At 40.8% G+C, this 15,011-nt stretch carries 14 protein-coding genes; 5 read left to right on the top strand and 9 right to left on the bottom strand.

The genetic code is table 11. The features are described 5' to 3' along the window. Window positions 1-310 precede the first annotated feature (310 nt). Window positions 311-2,719, top strand: coding sequence for an ABC transporter permease (locus U3A58_RS18390; protein ID WP_323825863.1), 2,409 nt, complete (start codon window positions 311-313; stop codon window positions 2,717-2,719). 150 nt (window positions 2,720-2,869) lie between these two features. Then, window positions 2,870-3,151 carry a hypothetical protein gene (locus U3A58_RS18385; RefSeq protein ID WP_323825862.1) on the top strand — a complete coding sequence of 94 codons (282 nt, stop codon included), beginning with the start codon at window positions 2,870-2,872 and terminating at the stop codon, window positions 3,149-3,151. 331 nt (window positions 3,152-3,482) lie between these two features. On the opposite strand, the gene U3A58_RS18380 is transcribed toward U3A58_RS18385, so the two are convergent. The 5 genes from U3A58_RS18380 to U3A58_RS18360 form a co-directional block, all read right to left on the bottom strand. Then, complete coding sequence (locus tag U3A58_RS18380; protein ID WP_323825861.1) at window positions 3,483-4,211, bottom strand: DUF4197 domain-containing protein; 729 nt, start codon at window positions 4,209-4,211, stop codon at window positions 3,483-3,485. A gap of 177 nt (window positions 4,212-4,388) precedes the next feature. Continuing rightward, a complete protein-coding gene (gene purN / locus U3A58_RS18375; protein ID WP_323825860.1) occupies window positions 4,389-4,946 on the bottom strand; it encodes a phosphoribosylglycinamide formyltransferase in 558 nt (185 codons plus the stop codon). A 408-nt stretch (window positions 4,947-5,354) separates the two neighbouring features. Beyond that, on the bottom strand, window positions 5,355-6,596 hold the full coding sequence (locus U3A58_RS18370) for a glutamate-5-semialdehyde dehydrogenase (RefSeq protein ID WP_323825859.1): 1,242 nt from the start codon (window positions 6,594-6,596) through the stop codon (window positions 5,355-5,357). Next, the gene (gene proB, locus U3A58_RS18365) at window positions 6,589-7,671 is read right to left on the bottom strand and encodes a glutamate 5-kinase (protein WP_323825858.1); all 1,083 of its coding nucleotides are present in this window, start codon (window positions 7,669-7,671) and stop codon (window positions 6,589-6,591) included. The genes U3A58_RS18370 and proB overlap by 8 nt, the downstream gene beginning before the upstream one ends. Before the next feature lie 162 nt (window positions 7,672-7,833). After that, the gene (locus U3A58_RS18360; protein ID WP_323825857.1) at window positions 7,834-8,706 is read right to left on the bottom strand and encodes a geranylgeranylglycerol-phosphate geranylgeranyltransferase; all 873 of its coding nucleotides are present in this window, start codon (window positions 8,704-8,706) and stop codon (window positions 7,834-7,836) included. A 614-nt stretch (window positions 8,707-9,320) separates the two neighbouring features. On the opposite strand from U3A58_RS18360, the gene U3A58_RS18355 reads away from it, so the two are divergent. Genes U3A58_RS18355 through U3A58_RS18345 form a run of 3 tightly spaced genes read left to right on the top strand, consistent with a single transcriptional unit; the run spans window position 9,321 to window position 10,158 of the window. Beyond that, window positions 9,321-9,539 carry a hypothetical protein gene (locus U3A58_RS18355; protein ID WP_323825856.1) on the top strand — a complete coding sequence of 73 codons (219 nt, stop codon included), beginning with the start codon at window positions 9,321-9,323 and terminating at the stop codon, window positions 9,537-9,539. A gap of 41 nt (window positions 9,540-9,580) precedes the next feature. Beyond that, window positions 9,581-9,703, top strand: coding sequence for a hypothetical protein (locus U3A58_RS18350; protein WP_323825855.1), 123 nt, complete (start codon window positions 9,581-9,583; stop codon window positions 9,701-9,703). Then, window positions 9,700-10,158 carry a DUF305 domain-containing protein gene (locus tag U3A58_RS18345; RefSeq protein WP_323825854.1) on the top strand — a complete coding sequence of 153 codons (459 nt, stop codon included), beginning with the start codon at window positions 9,700-9,702 and terminating at the stop codon, window positions 10,156-10,158. The genes U3A58_RS18350 and U3A58_RS18345 overlap by 4 nt, the downstream gene beginning before the upstream one ends. Window positions 10,159-10,271: 113 nt before the next feature. On the opposite strand, the gene U3A58_RS18340 is transcribed toward U3A58_RS18345, so the two are convergent. From U3A58_RS18340 to U3A58_RS18325, 4 genes are all read right to left on the bottom strand, one after another. Next, a complete protein-coding gene (locus tag U3A58_RS18340) occupies window positions 10,272-10,655 on the bottom strand; it encodes a hypothetical protein (protein WP_323825853.1) in 384 nt (127 codons plus the stop codon). 45 nt (window positions 10,656-10,700) lie between these two features. Continuing rightward, window positions 10,701-10,997: a hypothetical protein gene (locus U3A58_RS18335; protein ID WP_323825852.1), complete on the bottom strand. Its 297-nt coding sequence runs from the start codon at window positions 10,995-10,997 to the stop codon at window positions 10,701-10,703. Between the two features lie 345 nt (window positions 10,998-11,342). Then, window positions 11,343-12,125, bottom strand: a complete 783-nt coding sequence (locus U3A58_RS18330) for a glycerophosphodiester phosphodiesterase family protein (RefSeq protein ID WP_323825851.1) — start codon at window positions 12,123-12,125, stop codon at window positions 11,343-11,345. A 275-nt stretch (window positions 12,126-12,400) separates the two neighbouring features. After that, the gene (locus U3A58_RS18325) at window positions 12,401-14,845 is read right to left on the bottom strand and encodes a zinc-dependent metalloprotease (protein WP_323825850.1); all 2,445 of its coding nucleotides are present in this window, start codon (window positions 14,843-14,845) and stop codon (window positions 12,401-12,403) included. Window positions 14,846-15,011 lie beyond the last annotated feature (166 nt).

Below are 15,011 nucleotides of genomic sequence, written 5' to 3'. Positions count from 1 at the left end.
ATGCTATCACAATACCTTTTTGCAAGTGATGGTGAATATCAGTTAGGCTTCTCTAAAGCTTGACTGTTTAATTTCCACAACAGACTGAGTGAACTCATCGTGCTTTTTTATAACTCAAGGATCTTTGCCCACTGGCGAACAAAATTGTTCGATGGATATGTTGCGTTAAGTAGCTTACATGTCAAATCAAGCCAATTTGAGGGGTTTCGAATGGCATGGAAATAGAAAAGTAGCGAGTATCAAGCTTACCTGCCTCCCGTAGGGATGGCCTACCGAAGGCAGGAGCCTAAAACCTTTCAACAATAGGATCATGTGGAAAAATTACGTTACGCTTTCGATTAGAAATTTACTCCGTAGTAAGACCTCTTCCTTCATCCATATTGCCGGGCTGAGTATTGGGTTAGTTTCCACCTTGATGATCCTTTTCTATGTTAATTTTGAGCGCAGTTATGAGGATATACATTCCAAAGCTGATCGTATTTATCGCATCACACTGGATATTTACAATGGAAATGAATTTGTACTTAATGATGCCCAGATCTACCAATTGGTGGGACAGGAGTTAAAGGAGCAAATGCCTGAAGTTGAAGATTATGTGCGGATGTTTCCAATGGAACCTATGGAGTTTAAAGCTCCTTCTACCAACGTAAAGAGCTATGAGTCCAAAGTATATATGGTAGATGAGTCTATACTTGATATTTTTTCATTTGATTTTGTAAATAAACAAGCTATCTCCAAGTTTTCTGAGCCTTATAAGGTGATTGTTTCTGAAACATTGGCTAATAAATATTTTGGAAAATCTGATGCAGTAGGTGAGATACTCCACTTTCCTTATGATTCCACTCCGCTGGAAGTAGTGGCGGTGATGCGGGATTTGCCGCAGAACACTCATATGAAATATGATTTGCTGATCTCCCATGTGACGCTGCCTATCTTCGAAGGATGGTATGCTGATAATCTTTGGAATGCTAACAACGAGTTCACTTTTCTTTTGATGAATGAAGGGGTCGATCTGATCGATTTTAATCAGAAGCTGGTGAAATACTCTAAGGACCATGTGCAAATCAAAAATGAGATTGTTCTTGCAGAGCCTATTAAGGATATTCATTTGTATTCAAATAAGACTTATGAACCGGAAGTTAATGGCAGTGCCCAGACTGTTAATTTCATGTTCTTGATAGGAATACTGGTGATGGTTTTGGCTTGGATCAATTATATCAACTTGTCCACGGCCAAAGCAATGGATCGGGCAAAGGAAGTTGGGGTCCGAAAGACGATTGGTTCGAGTAAAATGCAATTGATCTTGCAATTTTATAGCGAAGCATTTTTGATCAACTTGATTTCAGCGGCAGTTTCAGTTATCCTATTCTTATCACTTTTGCCGTATTTCAAACACTTCAGTGGTGTAGATCTTTCGGTCAACCACTTCGGAGAACTCAAACTCCTATTTTTAGTGATGGGATTGGTGCTTTTTGGGACCTTGATCTCTGGGTTTTATCCCGCTATAGTACTTTCTGGATTTAGACCCATGCTTGTCTTAAAGGGTAAATTCAGTAATACCGGCAAGGGGGTAGCCCTCAGAAAGAGCTTGGTTTATGTGCAGTTCATAGCATCAGTGGTCTTACTATGCGTATCCTTTGCGGTATTTAAGCAAATGAAATTTCTCAATTCTCAGGACTTGGGTGTAGCTATTGACAACACCTTGATTATTCGCACTCCCCAAAGTATGAACTTCGATTCCTTGCATACTAGCCTGATCCACAAATTTGAAAGTCTGGCTGAGCAAAGTAGCTGGGTGAAGGATGTCACCCAAGCCGGATCTGTGCCCGGATCAGAAATTAAGAATATGGGTTCTACGATTATTAGGAAACTTGGAGAAGATGAGAAGGAGGGAAGTTACACCTATTACCACTACAGTATTGATGATAATTATCCCGAAGTAATGGGACTTGAGTTTTTGGCGGGAAATCCCTTAGAGCCTGAGACTCCTGTCGAGCAGGTTTTAATCAGTGAAACCACTAGGCAACTGCTGGGTTTCAATTCTCCTGAGGAGGCTATAGGTCAGAAAATTTCCTTTTATCGAACGAGTAAGCCCTCCGTGATTCACGGAGTGTTTAAGGATTTTCATCAGCGCTCTCCCAAGGAAGCGTACATGCCTCTGATTCTATGGAAAAGTGATGCATCACCTAATTTCATTATCAAACTGAATACGCAGGATTCTCAAACGGCTGTTGCGGGGCTGGAGGAAATTTGGCAGCAAGTGTATCCTGATTTCAGCTATGACTATTATTTCCTGAATGATATGTACAATTCCCAATACCATCAGGAACAGCAGTTTGGAAAGACAGTCTTGTTGTTCACGTTTTTGTCTATTGTGATTGCCGGCTTAGGCTTGTATGGTTTGTCAGCATTCATGGTGCAGATGCGTACCAAAGAGATAGGAGTCAGGACGGTTCTTGGAGCATCCAAACCCTCTTTGATGTGGATTCTCTCCAAAGGCTTTCTTGGAATAGTCGGATTGTCTGGCCTGATAGCTATTCCCATTTCTTACTTTCTGATACAATCCTGGTTAGGGAATTATGCTAACAGGTTTGATTTAAGCTTAGACTTATTTGCTATCCCTTCGATTTTCATTCTGTTGATCGCAATGCTTACCGTAGGAAGTCAAACCCTTAAATCTGCCTATGCTAATCCTGTAGATAGTCTGAAAAGTGAATGAATAGTTAGTAACAAGTATCAAGTAGCAAGAGCCAAGAATCAAGATATAGTATTACACCCTTCGATCCCGATAGCTATGCGGGACGCGCAGGGTGACACTTTAGAACCACAACACATGCATCAATAACTACACACTTAAACATCTAAATCCATGAGTCACATCGCCATTCCAATCCCAAACCTTCCAGGGAAACAAAACATTGATATCCAGGTGATCATCAACAACGAGGTAAAGTCGCTACATTATAAAGTAGAGCTATTCTATTGGGATGATTGCAAAAATCCCACAGCACACAGAGCAGATTGCATTTCGGAAATGCTGACCAAGCATGACCCAAATTGGACAGTGTATTACATAGGAGCTCCCACGGATAAATTTGTGCCCATCACATTTGTAGATAGAGAGAGCAAGAAGTGGATGCAGGTGAGATGATTGATTGCAGATTTCGACTTTGCGGGTGACGGAGGAGCGCGGCAATCTCATTTAGGATTAAACACTTCAAATTAGGCCAGCATAACAAAAATAAAGTAGTTAACAATGCCTTTAGTAGGTAGGAATCTTGGTTCAAGAGCCAAGATATTGGCTTCTCAAGTTTTGAATCAGATAATTTGTAAAAAGGAAAAAGAAGGCAAAACCCTTAGTATGGTAGATAGCAGCTGTAATAATGAATATCGAATGCTGGATGTTGAATATGGAAGGCGAGAGTCAAGAATCAACCTTCTACTATTCAAATCTTAACTAGGATCTAAAGTCCTGAAAATGCTTATTTATCCGCTTGCTTGGCATAGCCAAATACTTTTTGGAGTAAGGGGGAAGATCGAGCTGAGATGCTTTCCCTGATTTTAAGTTCTTCCTTAGCTATTTCCACAAATAGGCCATCAATCGCTTTTCTGGTCACATAGGCCGTGAGATCGGTGTCCACTTTTTTCACAAAAGGAACCTTGTTGTATTTGGTCATCACATCCTCCCAGTATTTTGTGGCATCTGTTTTCTTCAAACTGCCATCAATAATCGGCGAGAATTTCTCAGTGAGCGCGGGAGAAGTTGTGGTATTGAAGTAGCTGGTGGCGGCATTGTCATCTCCCAAAAGAATGTTTTTTACGTCACCAATACTCATTTGCTTAATTGCGTCCGTGAAGATAGGTTTAGCTTCCATGGCAGCATCTTCGGCAGCGCGGTTGACACTAGTGATCACCTGATCTACCATGTTGTCCAAGCCCATGGAGCGAAGCGTTTTCTCAATATTTTTAGCTTCTTCAGGAAAAAGGATTTTGACATCAAAATTTCCCAAGTACCCGTCTTTCGCCCCCAGACGCTCCGCACTGATTCCTGTGGCTTTTTCCAGTGCTTCTTTTAGGCCGGAGTTGATTTCGTCATTACTTGGGATTTTGATTCCCTGACCCATAGCACCGGTTATGGATGTGAAGTTTGTCAGTGAAATCAAGAAAATGGTGAGAATAAAATAGAAGGAAGTTGGGGTCTTGTGTTTCATGAGGTGGATTATAGAAGGGATAGTCTTTGAAGGCTACCAAATCAAAAGTGTGATTAAACTTCCAAACGTATTGATGTCGATACGGTTTTAAGCTGTAGAGATTTCTTTGATAGACTGATAAGTAAACTTTAGCTTAGGATCTTGACTTTCTAAGCTATGAGGCTTTTGTGCTAGGCTTTATAAAAGACTTTCAATTACCTCGGGAAAATGCTTGTGTTCCAAAGCGTGCACTTTCTTGGCTATGGTGTCGGGTGAATCGGAATCGGTGATCGGGGTGGAAGCCTGGAAAACTATTCTTCCTTCATCGTAATTTTCATTGACTAGGTGGATAGTGATTCCTGTCTCGGTATCACCTGCGGCTTTTACAGCTTCGTGCACAAAACTTCCATACATACCCTTTCCTCCATACTTAGGCAAAAGAGCTGGGTGTATATTCACCATTCTATCTGGAAAAGCTCTGATCAAATCAACTGGGATTTTTAATAAAAAACCTGCCAGAATCACCCAATCGATATTTTCTGATTGGAGTGTCTCAAGTAAAATACCAGCATCCATTTCCTTGCGGGTAAAAGTAAACGTGGGGACTTCAAATTTCTTTGCCCGCTCCAGTACAAAAGCTTCTGCCTTATTGGATGCTACCAGCGCAATTTCTGCTTTTTCAGAATTCTGGAAATGAGCCATGATTTTTTCGGCATTGCTACCACTTCCGGAGGCTAAGATTGCGAGGCGTTTCAAGGTGTTTTGATTTAATGAGTCGCTGCGAAATTAAGGGAAATCTCCCGTAGCGCTGGATAACCTTTGAGGTTTTTTTAACCTCGAAGGTTTTTGACTTATCATTTCTCGCGGCGACGCAGCGACGCAGGGGCAAAGCGGAGTGTTTTTAAGAATTGAAGATTGCGTTTTAATCTTTCCCGCAAAGCAGCAGAAGCTCAATTTGATTTTCAATAGTTGATTTGAAAAACCTTAGGTTCTGTTTGGTATTTACCTTCTAAAGTGTTGTCTTGAGTTCAAGACAATTATTGGTTGAAAATGTCCTGAACTCAAGACAATTTTATACTGACTCTTCGATCCCGATAGCTATGTGCGACGATAAGTTAAACAAACTGACAGCTGCGACTGCGACTGCAAACTGAATACTAAAAACTACCCCCTCACTTGGCCATGTCCTCTTACAATCCACTTGTAGCTACATAGTTCTTTCAAAGCCATTGGGCCACGGGCGTGAAGTTTTTGGGTACTGATACCGATCTCTGCCCCAAGTCCGAATTGAGCGCCGTCGGTAAAGGCTGTGGAGGCATTTGCGTACACAGCGGCAGCATCCACTTCAAGAAGGAATCTTTCAATGACTTCTTGATTTTCTGCCACTATAGCCTCAGAATGCTTGGAAGAATAAGCAGCGATATGGTCTAGCGCTTCATCCAGATTAGTGACGGTCTTAATTGCTAATTTCAATCCTAAAAACTCAGTGCCAAAATGAGACTCTTCAGCTAGGGATATTAGTTCATTGCTGTCCAAAACAGCAAGAGCTTTTTCATCTGCGAAAATCTGAACCTTGCTTTCAAGCATTGGCTGAATCATGTCATTCAGGACAGGGAGATGGACTTCGTGAATCAACAAACAATCCAAAGAATTACAGACGCTTGGCCGGCGGGTTTTGGCATTGAAAATAATGTCTGCCGCTTTCTTCAAATCAGCGGATTTATCCACATACGTATGGACTATTCCGGCACCTGTTTCTATTACAGGCACTTTTGCATTTTCCCGTACGAAATTGATTAGACCCTGCGAACCCCTAGGTATAATGACATCTACGAAGCCAACTGCTTCCAGAAGCGCTTTAGTAGCAGCCCGATCTGCGGGTAAAAGTTGGAATGCTTCGGTTGGCAACTCATTAACAGCCAATATTTGATGGATCAAACTCATAATAGCTCGATTGGAATGATCTGCATCAGAACCGCCTTTTAGCACTAAACCATTCCCTGACTTCAATGCCAGGGTGAACACATCAAACGTAACATTTGGTCGAGCCTCGTATATGATTCCTATCACTCCGAGAGGCACGGTCGTTTTTTCCAGAGAAAGACCGTTTTCAAGCGTTTTGCTTTCCAGTACATGATGTAATGGACTTGGTAATGCACTTACCTGGATTATTTCCCCTGCGATATTTTGGATCCTTTCTTCAGTTAGCAAGAGCCTATCGTACATAGGATTGTCCTTCTCCATTCGATCCAAATCTTTTTGATTTTCTACAAGGAGAAAGTCGGTGTTTTCCACAGCCGAAATTGCCAGATTGTGCAACACCTGATTGACTTTCTCATTACTGAGACCGGTCAATTTTCTAGCTGCTTTTTTTACTCCTTCAAATATATGTTGGTACTCAGTCATGATCGAAAATATAGAGGTAATCGTAATGTATTAATGCTTTTTGGTTCTTTTGGCCAATTCTTTCATTGGCTATTTTGGAAGAATACTCCGCACGACCAAGACCGATTTTATGTCCGGACTCATCACGAATTAGCAAGATGTCTCCTTTGGAAAACTCGCCTTCTAGATTAATAATTCCAATTGGCAATAAACTCCTGATTACCTCTGCGGTAAGGGAGGTTTTCGCTCCTTCGTTGATTGTAACTTCTCCTACATAATAATGCTCGCCATGTGCCAGCCATTTCTTAGCACCATGCTTGGCTTTTTGCGGCTCAAACCAGGTGCAGCGCAAGGTTTTGTCTGCAAATTCCCCCAGGACGTTTTCCCGGTTGCCGTTGGCAATAATTACTTGTATGCCCAGATCGGCCGATTTCTTTGCCATTGCGTATTTGGTCAGCATGCCGCCACGTCCGAAAGATGATTTGGACGCAGAAATAAATTTAGACACTTCAGGCATGTTGGAAGCTACTTTTTCTATTAATTCGGAAGTTGGTTCTGACGGGTTTCCTGTGAAAATCCCATCCACATTGGTCAGCAACATCATGGTGTCCGCATTGATCATTGCAGCGGTGAGGCTTGCCAATTCGTCGTTATCTGTGAACATTAGTTCCGTAATCGTAACGGTATCATTTTCATTGATAATCGGCAAAATACCTTGGGCAAGCAATGCTTGTACACAATTTTTCATATTGAGAAAATGCTTTCTATCACGAAAATCCTCCTTAGTCACCAAGATCTGAGCAATGTGCTGATTATGCTTTTCGAAGAAGTTTTGATACTGATTGATCAGTCGAATCTGCCCGGTAGAAGCCCAAATTTGTTTCTTGAACACGGGATTGAGCTTATCAGGAAGTGGAATGTATTGTCTTCCAAAGGCCACAGCTCCGGAGCTCACCAGCACAATTTTCTTTCCTAGTGACGACAAGGTCTGAATTTGTGCCACAAGCTTCTCCATGCGTTCCAAATCAGGAAGTCCGTTTTCCTGAGTCAATACATTTGACCCGATTTTGATTACAAGTAATTTGCTTTCTAGCATTGTTGAAAAATTTGCCTGAAAATAGGAAAGAAGGGCTGGAATAGCTAAAAAAGACCTTAGAAGAAAGAATAAAGGGGACTTGATTATGCATTATTTCTCATTCGATATTTGCTATTAACTTCAAAATAGTGAATACCGAACGCTGAATGTAGAACAAGGAATTTACAATAACCCCATACTTAACGTCCCCACCAGCATCAAGATCTTGGCGATTGCACTTAGTTGAGTAAAGTGATCTTTGCGGTCAGCAATGTAAATCCTATACATGAAATAGGTGAAAAAGATCCCCAATCCTCCAAAATACATGAAAATTATCGGGCGGTTTAGCTTAAATGTCACTACTAATATTGCGCAAACAAACAGGGCGGCAATCAGGAAAATAACAGCTTTTGTTTTACGGAATCCAATCACGATGGGCAAGGTGCGACATCCGTGTTTTCTATCGCCCTGTCTGTCTTCTATATCTTTGATGATTTCCCGAATTAGGTTGAGGAAGAAAGCAAAGATGGCGTAAGTCAATACCAGAAGTTCTGATTTTTGGAAATAAAAGGCAATTAAATAGATGGAGACACCTGTAAGCAGCGCAACGGCGAAATTGCCGATAAAAGGTTCGCGCTTAAGTTGGTTACTATACAGCCAAAGCAAAAATGCAGCGGCGAAATTAATCAATGCAATTGCTGGGCTTACAAGTAATCCAAGACCAATGGCAGTGAAATTAAGTACAGTATGAAGCAGGATTACCACACGTCTCTTAATTCCTTTGCCTACCACTACATTTGCTGGCCTGTTGACGTAGTCGATTTTGACATCGTAATAATCATTGATCATATAGCCCGCTGCTGTGATCAAGAGAGTGGAAATGACCAATAAATAGAGCTTATAGTCCTGAAGTACCGGCAAACCTGAATTGGTCTTTCCGACTAAAAAATAAGCTGTCATTAACTGTGCGAATCCCACCATCAGCAGATTAATAGGTCTGCTGATCCGAAATAGCCCTCGGATGGAGATCGTTCTGTCCACAGTCATGGTATTCATAGGTCAAAAATAGATTCATTTCCCGTCACATCTAGGAAAAAGGCTAGCTATCTGGAAATTAATACCCTTGCAAAGGGTAATGAATAACTAAGTAAGCAGCTCCCGTCCTAATTCTGGAATATATTGGTCATGGTCTCCTTCGCAGAAACCTATGTGGGAGAGCTTTTGATTTTCCACAGTTAATCCTTTGATTAAAAGTATTTCTCAATGGCTATGTCTTTTGATTTGCACTGACATGCAAGATATCAGTCCTTGAAGCCTTATGGGATTAATGAGTCGATATTTTCCTAAAGCTTTGTGAAATCTTGATGTTTCTGATAATAACCTAATAGGAATTGGTCTAGTATCTGGGATTTATTTCCCCATGTAGTCTATCCAACAAATTCAATTCTTAGCTGATCCAATAGGAGTTTTTTCACGAACTAGATTTAAAATAGGAGTATTGTCAGGGCAATTTGGCGTTAATTCGAATTAGGAAGGTATTTTAGCTGGACTTTACAGTTTGATAAGTAAAGCAGGTTTTCAACAGGGAATCTAGCAGTGAATTCATGAAATTGGGTATTGTCTCTAGCATATTATTTGTGATAATTACCTAAACTAACTGATGCAACACTATGAAATTTGAAAAGCAAGATCTTATATATGGTTTGAAAAGAGTCACTAATTATTCAGAAGGGCTGACCTCCTTAATTGCCGGGACCTATGTACTGTCACTGGCGGTGACGAAAAGGAACATGGCACTGAGAATTGCGCTCGGTATAGCTGGTGGTTATTTGATCTTAAGAAGTGGCTCTAAATTACATTCAGGGAGTTTTGATGATGAAATCTTATAATTTTTCTCAGGATTGTCTTTTGCTCCGTGAACCCTTATAAGATGAAATCGAGCATGACTCAAACGTCGCACAGCGGGATGATTATCAACCATGCGAGATTCCATCCCGTTTCCTTCGTCACGGGACAGGTTATGACCTATAAAAAACAAATTATATACACATGAAAAAATCCAATTATACCACATTTGTGTTAATGCTGATTTTCTCGGCGATTTCAATGTACATCACGATGTATTTTAATACATACGAGTTTAGCCATGTCTATTTCAGTTGGACTAGGATGTACATGACTTTGATAGGAGTAGGAGGAATGGCAATTATTATGTTCCTATTCATGAAGGGTATGTATGTGAATAAAGTCAAAAATACAGCAATAATTATAGGCAGTTTAGCACTGATGACGGTAGCTACTTTTTTGGTTAGGCAACAAATCCCAATTGACGATGTCAAGTGGATGCGCGCTATGATACCTCATCACTCTATTGCTGTGCTGACCAGCAAGCGAGCTAATTTGTCGGATCCTGAAGTGAAAAAATTGGCAAGTGATATCATCGAAGCGCAAGAAAGAGAGATTGCTCAGATGAAGAGGATGATTGAGAGATTAGAAAATAATCAGTAATTCTCCAATTCTGCATACACATTTTCAATCATCCATTCAGAAGCTAGTAAATTACTGACGCTACTTACTGCCCTTTGGTATTTTTTTTATGTTGGTTACCGTGGATGGATTATTCATTCCTTAGTCCTTACCTTCCCATTTTCATCAAATATCACAGTCTTGGTCTCTGTATTTGCTGTAGTAAACTTGATTTCATAATAGGTAAGATCGTCCTCAATGAATTTTCTTATTTCATTGATTTTCTCTTTGGAAAGCATCGCATCTTCTTTAATCTTCTTGATTACCGGGGCAGGTAGATGCACCGAATCCATTTGATCAATAGTGCCGGATAGTAAGGTGCCATCTCGCTTCACCATATTAGTGTCACTTTCCTGCATAGATCCGTTCATTTCACTGTGATCTTCGTTGCCTTCCATGTGCCTATTGTCATTCTTATCATCACATGCAATGAAAAGCGTAACTATCATGGCTGGGTAAATTATAAGTTGAGTTTTCATGGTGGATAGTGGTTTGAAATTTAGCTTAAAAACTATTGCACTGATTTATTTCTTTTCGACCTCGTTACTCTGACTGTAGGCATTGTTTTCTTCATCTTCGGAACCGATTTTCTCTTGAGCATCATCTAGTTCGCTGCCTGGCACATCCAGACCTTCACCGCCAAAGTCAACTTTCTCTTTTCTCTGAAGTAATTGCTCATCATCTCCATCATCGTCTCTTAAGTTTGCGCTTTTTGGCCCTAAGGCCTCCAGGTCTTCTTTGGTTACTTCAGCTTCTTCAGCAAGTTTTCTAGTTGATTTATTTAATTGAGAGTCGGCTTGATTTGGTTTATTAGTTTTCATGAATATTACATTTGGTTTGTGCCAAATCGTGCAATCAGAATGCCTCATCTCATTATTTCCCTCTTTAAAAACTTGAAACTTGCCCATACGCTTTTATGGTAAGATTATTTCCTCTGTAGTTTGTTTTTACAAGTATTACTACTGCTAATCTCCTTACCTTCTGAGGATTATAATTCCCACTTTGGGTTAATCGACAGACAGCCAAAAACCTATATGCTATCCGGAAAAGCATGATGTAGCTGTGTTACCTAATAGAAGGTTCTTAATCAGCGAGGAAGCCTGGTTGCATTACTATTAGTTATTAGAAGACAATGTAGGTGTCCGATTGAACCTTAAAAAGTGAGTTTACTTCTGCTCTTGGACAAGTTTCAGTAGCATCTCAGGCTCGTCGGTGGTGATGAAATCCGGGTTTTGCTCTAGATACCATTTCAAGTCTTCTGGTTTGTTTACTGTCCAGGCATTTACTGTCAGGCCTAGCTCTTTGGCTTCCTGGATCCATTGAGGATTCTTTCTCAGCACATTGATATTGTAGTCAAACCCGAAGAAACCAGCTTCTTTTAGTTCAGCTGGAGTTTTGTCACCGCTGAGGTAAGCGACATTTGCATTTGGATCCATTTCAATAGCTTTCAAGCCGCCTTCGTAGCTGAAGGTGATGTAATCCACCCATTTCTCAGCCTTCATTTTCTTCACCGTCCTCACAGACTTTTCCGCCACTTCTATACTTCGTTCCACGGAGATTTTGGAAGGTTTTATTTCAAAAATCAATTTAGTGCCTTCCTGCTTTTTGCCTGCTTTAAGGTATTCTTCTACTGTAGCCAGCTTTTCTCCATTTTCATGTTTTTTGGTCAAAAGTAGCTTGTAAGTAGAGGTTTCGATTTCCATACCTTCGAAATCTGAATCATGATTCACAACCAAAATCCCATCGGAAGTCATCCAAACATCAAACTCAGATCCTTCGCAGCCTAGTTTTATTGCTGCTTTGAGTGAAGCAATGGAGTTTTGTGGCGTGGCTTGCGCTTTCCAAGCTCCTCGATGGGCTATCACTTTATTCTTGTGAAAGGAATTTTGTGCAATAGAAACAGAGCTAAGCATAAAAATGGCAAGAAGGGTAAATAGAATGGATCGCATGGAAAAGGATTTAGGTATTAACTGGCTTTCAAAAGTAAAAAATCAGAGGTTAAGAACTATCCCGCTCTTCAGAATTCATGTAAACTTCATCTTTGAATAGATAGGATTATAAGAAACATCATGGAAGCTGCTTTTCAACGTGCTTCACGTTCAAATATTCGCATAGGTGGGATTATCAAAATTGAGGTTGTTCCTTTTGAAAATAAATGTTATGGGCTGATTTTGTCAATATGAATAAGTCATTGCCCCTCCTGGGAAAGGCAATGACAATAAATTTATTCTGAGTCAAGCAAAGTGTCTATAAGGGCATCAATATCACGCAGGTGATTTTGAACAATGCCAGCACTATACCTTGAGCTTGCTGAGCGAGCAGTGCTTTGTATGATTTTTAATTCTGCACGAACAGCAGCACTGACGTCAGATCGGCTTTTTTCATCCTGGGTCATTAGAGAAGCAAGCCGCTCTACATGTGCTCGCTGCAGATTTCTACGAAATACGTCAATATCTTTTGTGCCCGAAAGTTCAGACCAAATTCCCTTTCTCAAATCAGACAACATCTGAGTCATAGAGTAGGCTGCCGAAGCATTCAGTGCTTGATTTTCAATCATGCGCTCTAATCTATCCATTCTAAGTACACTGCTCAACAATCTTGATTGAAGGGTTCCAATAGAAGATATTGCACCGCTTGGCTGAATGTTATTAAGTATTTCTTCTTGTAATAACCATTCAGGAGTGGTAAACACGTTTTCATTCAAAAACTTCATAGAATTAACCTGCTCTTCTTTGGAAGTAGGCGTATATGTGACTCCTTCTTGGTCAGTTGTTTTAAACTCCTCGTAAACACCACCGATATTGGTGACCACATGATTTGCAAATCGACTCCAAACTCCGATCAGTTCTCCATACAATTCCTCCAAATCCCCAAAGCCTTCCCCGGCTGTGGCAGTCCATTCAGCAAGATTAGGAGCTACGATTTTTAGATTTGCAAGGCCATAGGTACTTGCTTTCACAGCATCATCTCCCACTGATTCTGTTTGAGAGCTTGGGTCAAAAGAATTGCCATCTCCGAATAGGTACATTGGATCACCAGCCTTTTCCCTTATCCAGCTATTCAACGTAGATTTCTCAGCTTCTGGCGAATTAGCATTTGGGATATAGCGATACCCCCAGTTGATCGCATAGTTATCGTATGGGCCAAGCATTCTTACCCAGCGCACACCTTCATCACCAGGCTGAGCCACGTAGTTGTACCGAGTATAATCCATGATGGTAGCTGCCAATCCCCATTTTTGGGTGAAAGTAGCCGAACGCAAGGAATCAGTAGGGTAGGCATAGCTCGCTTTCATATTATGAGGCAAACCCAGTGCGTGACCGACCTCATGGGAGATTACTCTTCTCATCATCTCTCCGATTTCTTCATCTGGCGTATTTAAAGTTCTAGCCGAAGGATTTGCTGCCCCGGTTTCTAGCATGTAGCGGTTTCTGTAGGAGCGTAGATGATTATGATACCACACGATATCACTTTCTATGATTTCACCAGATCGGGGATCAGATACACTTGGACCCATAGCATTTCGGGTGGTGGTAGCCACATAGCGAACGGTGGAATATCTGGCATCTTCTGCACTCCAATCGGGATCCTCTTCCTTAGTTGGTGCATCCTTGGCTATGATCGCATTTTTGTAACCAGCAGCTTCAAAAGCTACTTGCCAATCTTCAATCCCTTCCCGGAAATACTTTCTCCATTTTTGTGGAGTCGCTGGATCTAGATAATACACTATAGGTTTTACTGGCTCTACCAACTCACCTCTAGCGTAGGCTTCTGGGTCTTTAGGTTCTAATCTCCATCTTCTGATGTAGGTCTTTTCGTCGGATTTGAGCGCTTCGGATCCATAATCAATTTGTCTTACCGTAAACCATCCCACACGCTGATCATGTAATCTTGGCTGCATAGGCTGCTTGGGAAGCAAATACATGGACTGACTCATTTCCATGGAAATTGTACCTGTTCGTGAATTCGAAGGGGGAGTAGAAGCATTGTATGTCATGTCATGTCTCACCTCGATATTTTCTGGATAGCTGGCCATTCGAGTAATAAAACTTCTTTCTCTATCCAGGTTTCTCACCTGATACTGTTTTCTCATAGAGGAAGACAGACCACTAAGTGCCGGGATATCCGAAAGAAATAAATCATTCACTTCGATCAAAGCTGCTGTCGAGTCAGAATTGAAGGCTTCAATTTTAAAAGTAGCCAAGATAGGATTGTAATTATTGGCTTCTACAGACAAAAAGATAGGAAGAGAATCAGCAGCTACATTATCAAATGAAATAGAGCGAAGGATGATGCTGTTTTGTATTCTAGACCAATGAATCACTTGTTCATTCGACTTAGAACCAGCAGTGGTATAGCCACCGCCAAGACCATCGCCTATTTTGGAAATACGACTTACCAAAAGCATATCAGTGCCCAAAAGGTCGAAAGGGACCTCGTAGTAGCTTTTGTCACCTACTTTGTGAACTGTAAATAATCCCTGATCCGAAACTGCTTCACCGGAAACAATTTCGCTATACTTTTTAAATGGACTCTTATTGGCAGGCTTTGCTGTCTGGCTTTGCGGAGCAGGTTCTGCTTGCGCATTTTTCTTGTTCTTTTTCTGCGCAAAGCTTGCCACACTAAACGACAATAGAAAGGCAGTTAAGAGTGTAGTGGTTTTTTTCATTCATTCATTGGTTTATGATTACAAAATAGCTGTAGAGGCAATAATAAAAAAGTGGCTGTCTCATATTGATTTTCATTATTGGAGACAGCCTTTTTTATTCAATAGAGGCCGATTTCAGGAAATCGGTCTCTATTTTTTTGACTACTGTTTAACTCTTTAGCAATAG

This window comes from Algoriphagus persicinus (genome assembly GCF_035156415.1).
GTDB classification, from domain to species: domain Bacteria; phylum Bacteroidota; class Bacteroidia; order Cytophagales; family Cyclobacteriaceae; genus Algoriphagus; species Algoriphagus persicinus.
Note: the sequence above shows the minus strand (reverse complement) of the source record. Positions and strands in the feature narration are given on the sequence as shown.

Coding starts and splice junctions, on each gene's coding strand:
- U3A58_RS18350 (WP_323825855.1), top strand. CDS start 9,581: ATGAAATCGAGCATGACTCAAACGTCGCACAGCGGGATGATTATCAAC.
- U3A58_RS18370 (WP_323825859.1), bottom strand. CDS start 6,596: ATGACTGAGTACCAACATATATTTGAAGGAGTAAAAAAAGCAGCTAGA.
- U3A58_RS18325 (WP_323825850.1), bottom strand. CDS start 14,845: ATGAAAAAAACCACTACACTCTTAACTGCCTTTCTATTGTCGTTTAGT.
- U3A58_RS18385 (WP_323825862.1), top strand. CDS start 2,870: ATGAGTCACATCGCCATTCCAATCCCAAACCTTCCAGGGAAACAAAAC.
- U3A58_RS18340 (WP_323825853.1), bottom strand. CDS start 10,655: ATGAAAACTCAACTTATAATTTACCCAGCCATGATAGTTACGCTTTTC.
- U3A58_RS18360 (WP_323825857.1), bottom strand. CDS start 8,706: ATGAATACCATGACTGTGGACAGAACGATCTCCATCCGAGGGCTATTT.
- U3A58_RS18355 (WP_323825856.1), top strand. CDS start 9,321: ATGAAATTTGAAAAGCAAGATCTTATATATGGTTTGAAAAGAGTCACT.
- U3A58_RS18330 (WP_323825851.1), bottom strand. CDS start 12,125: ATGCGATCCATTCTATTTACCCTTCTTGCCATTTTTATGCTTAGCTCT.
- U3A58_RS18335 (WP_323825852.1), bottom strand. CDS start 10,997: ATGAAAACTAATAAACCAAATCAAGCCGACTCTCAATTAAATAAATCA.
- U3A58_RS18345 (WP_323825854.1), top strand. CDS start 9,700: ATGAAAAAATCCAATTATACCACATTTGTGTTAATGCTGATTTTCTCG.
- proB (WP_323825858.1), bottom strand. CDS start 7,671: ATGCTAGAAAGCAAATTACTTGTAATCAAAATCGGGTCAAATGTATTG.
- U3A58_RS18380 (WP_323825861.1), bottom strand. CDS start 4,211: ATGAAACACAAGACCCCAACTTCCTTCTATTTTATTCTCACCATTTTC.
- U3A58_RS18390 (WP_323825863.1), top strand. CDS start 311: ATGTGGAAAAATTACGTTACGCTTTCGATTAGAAATTTACTCCGTAGT.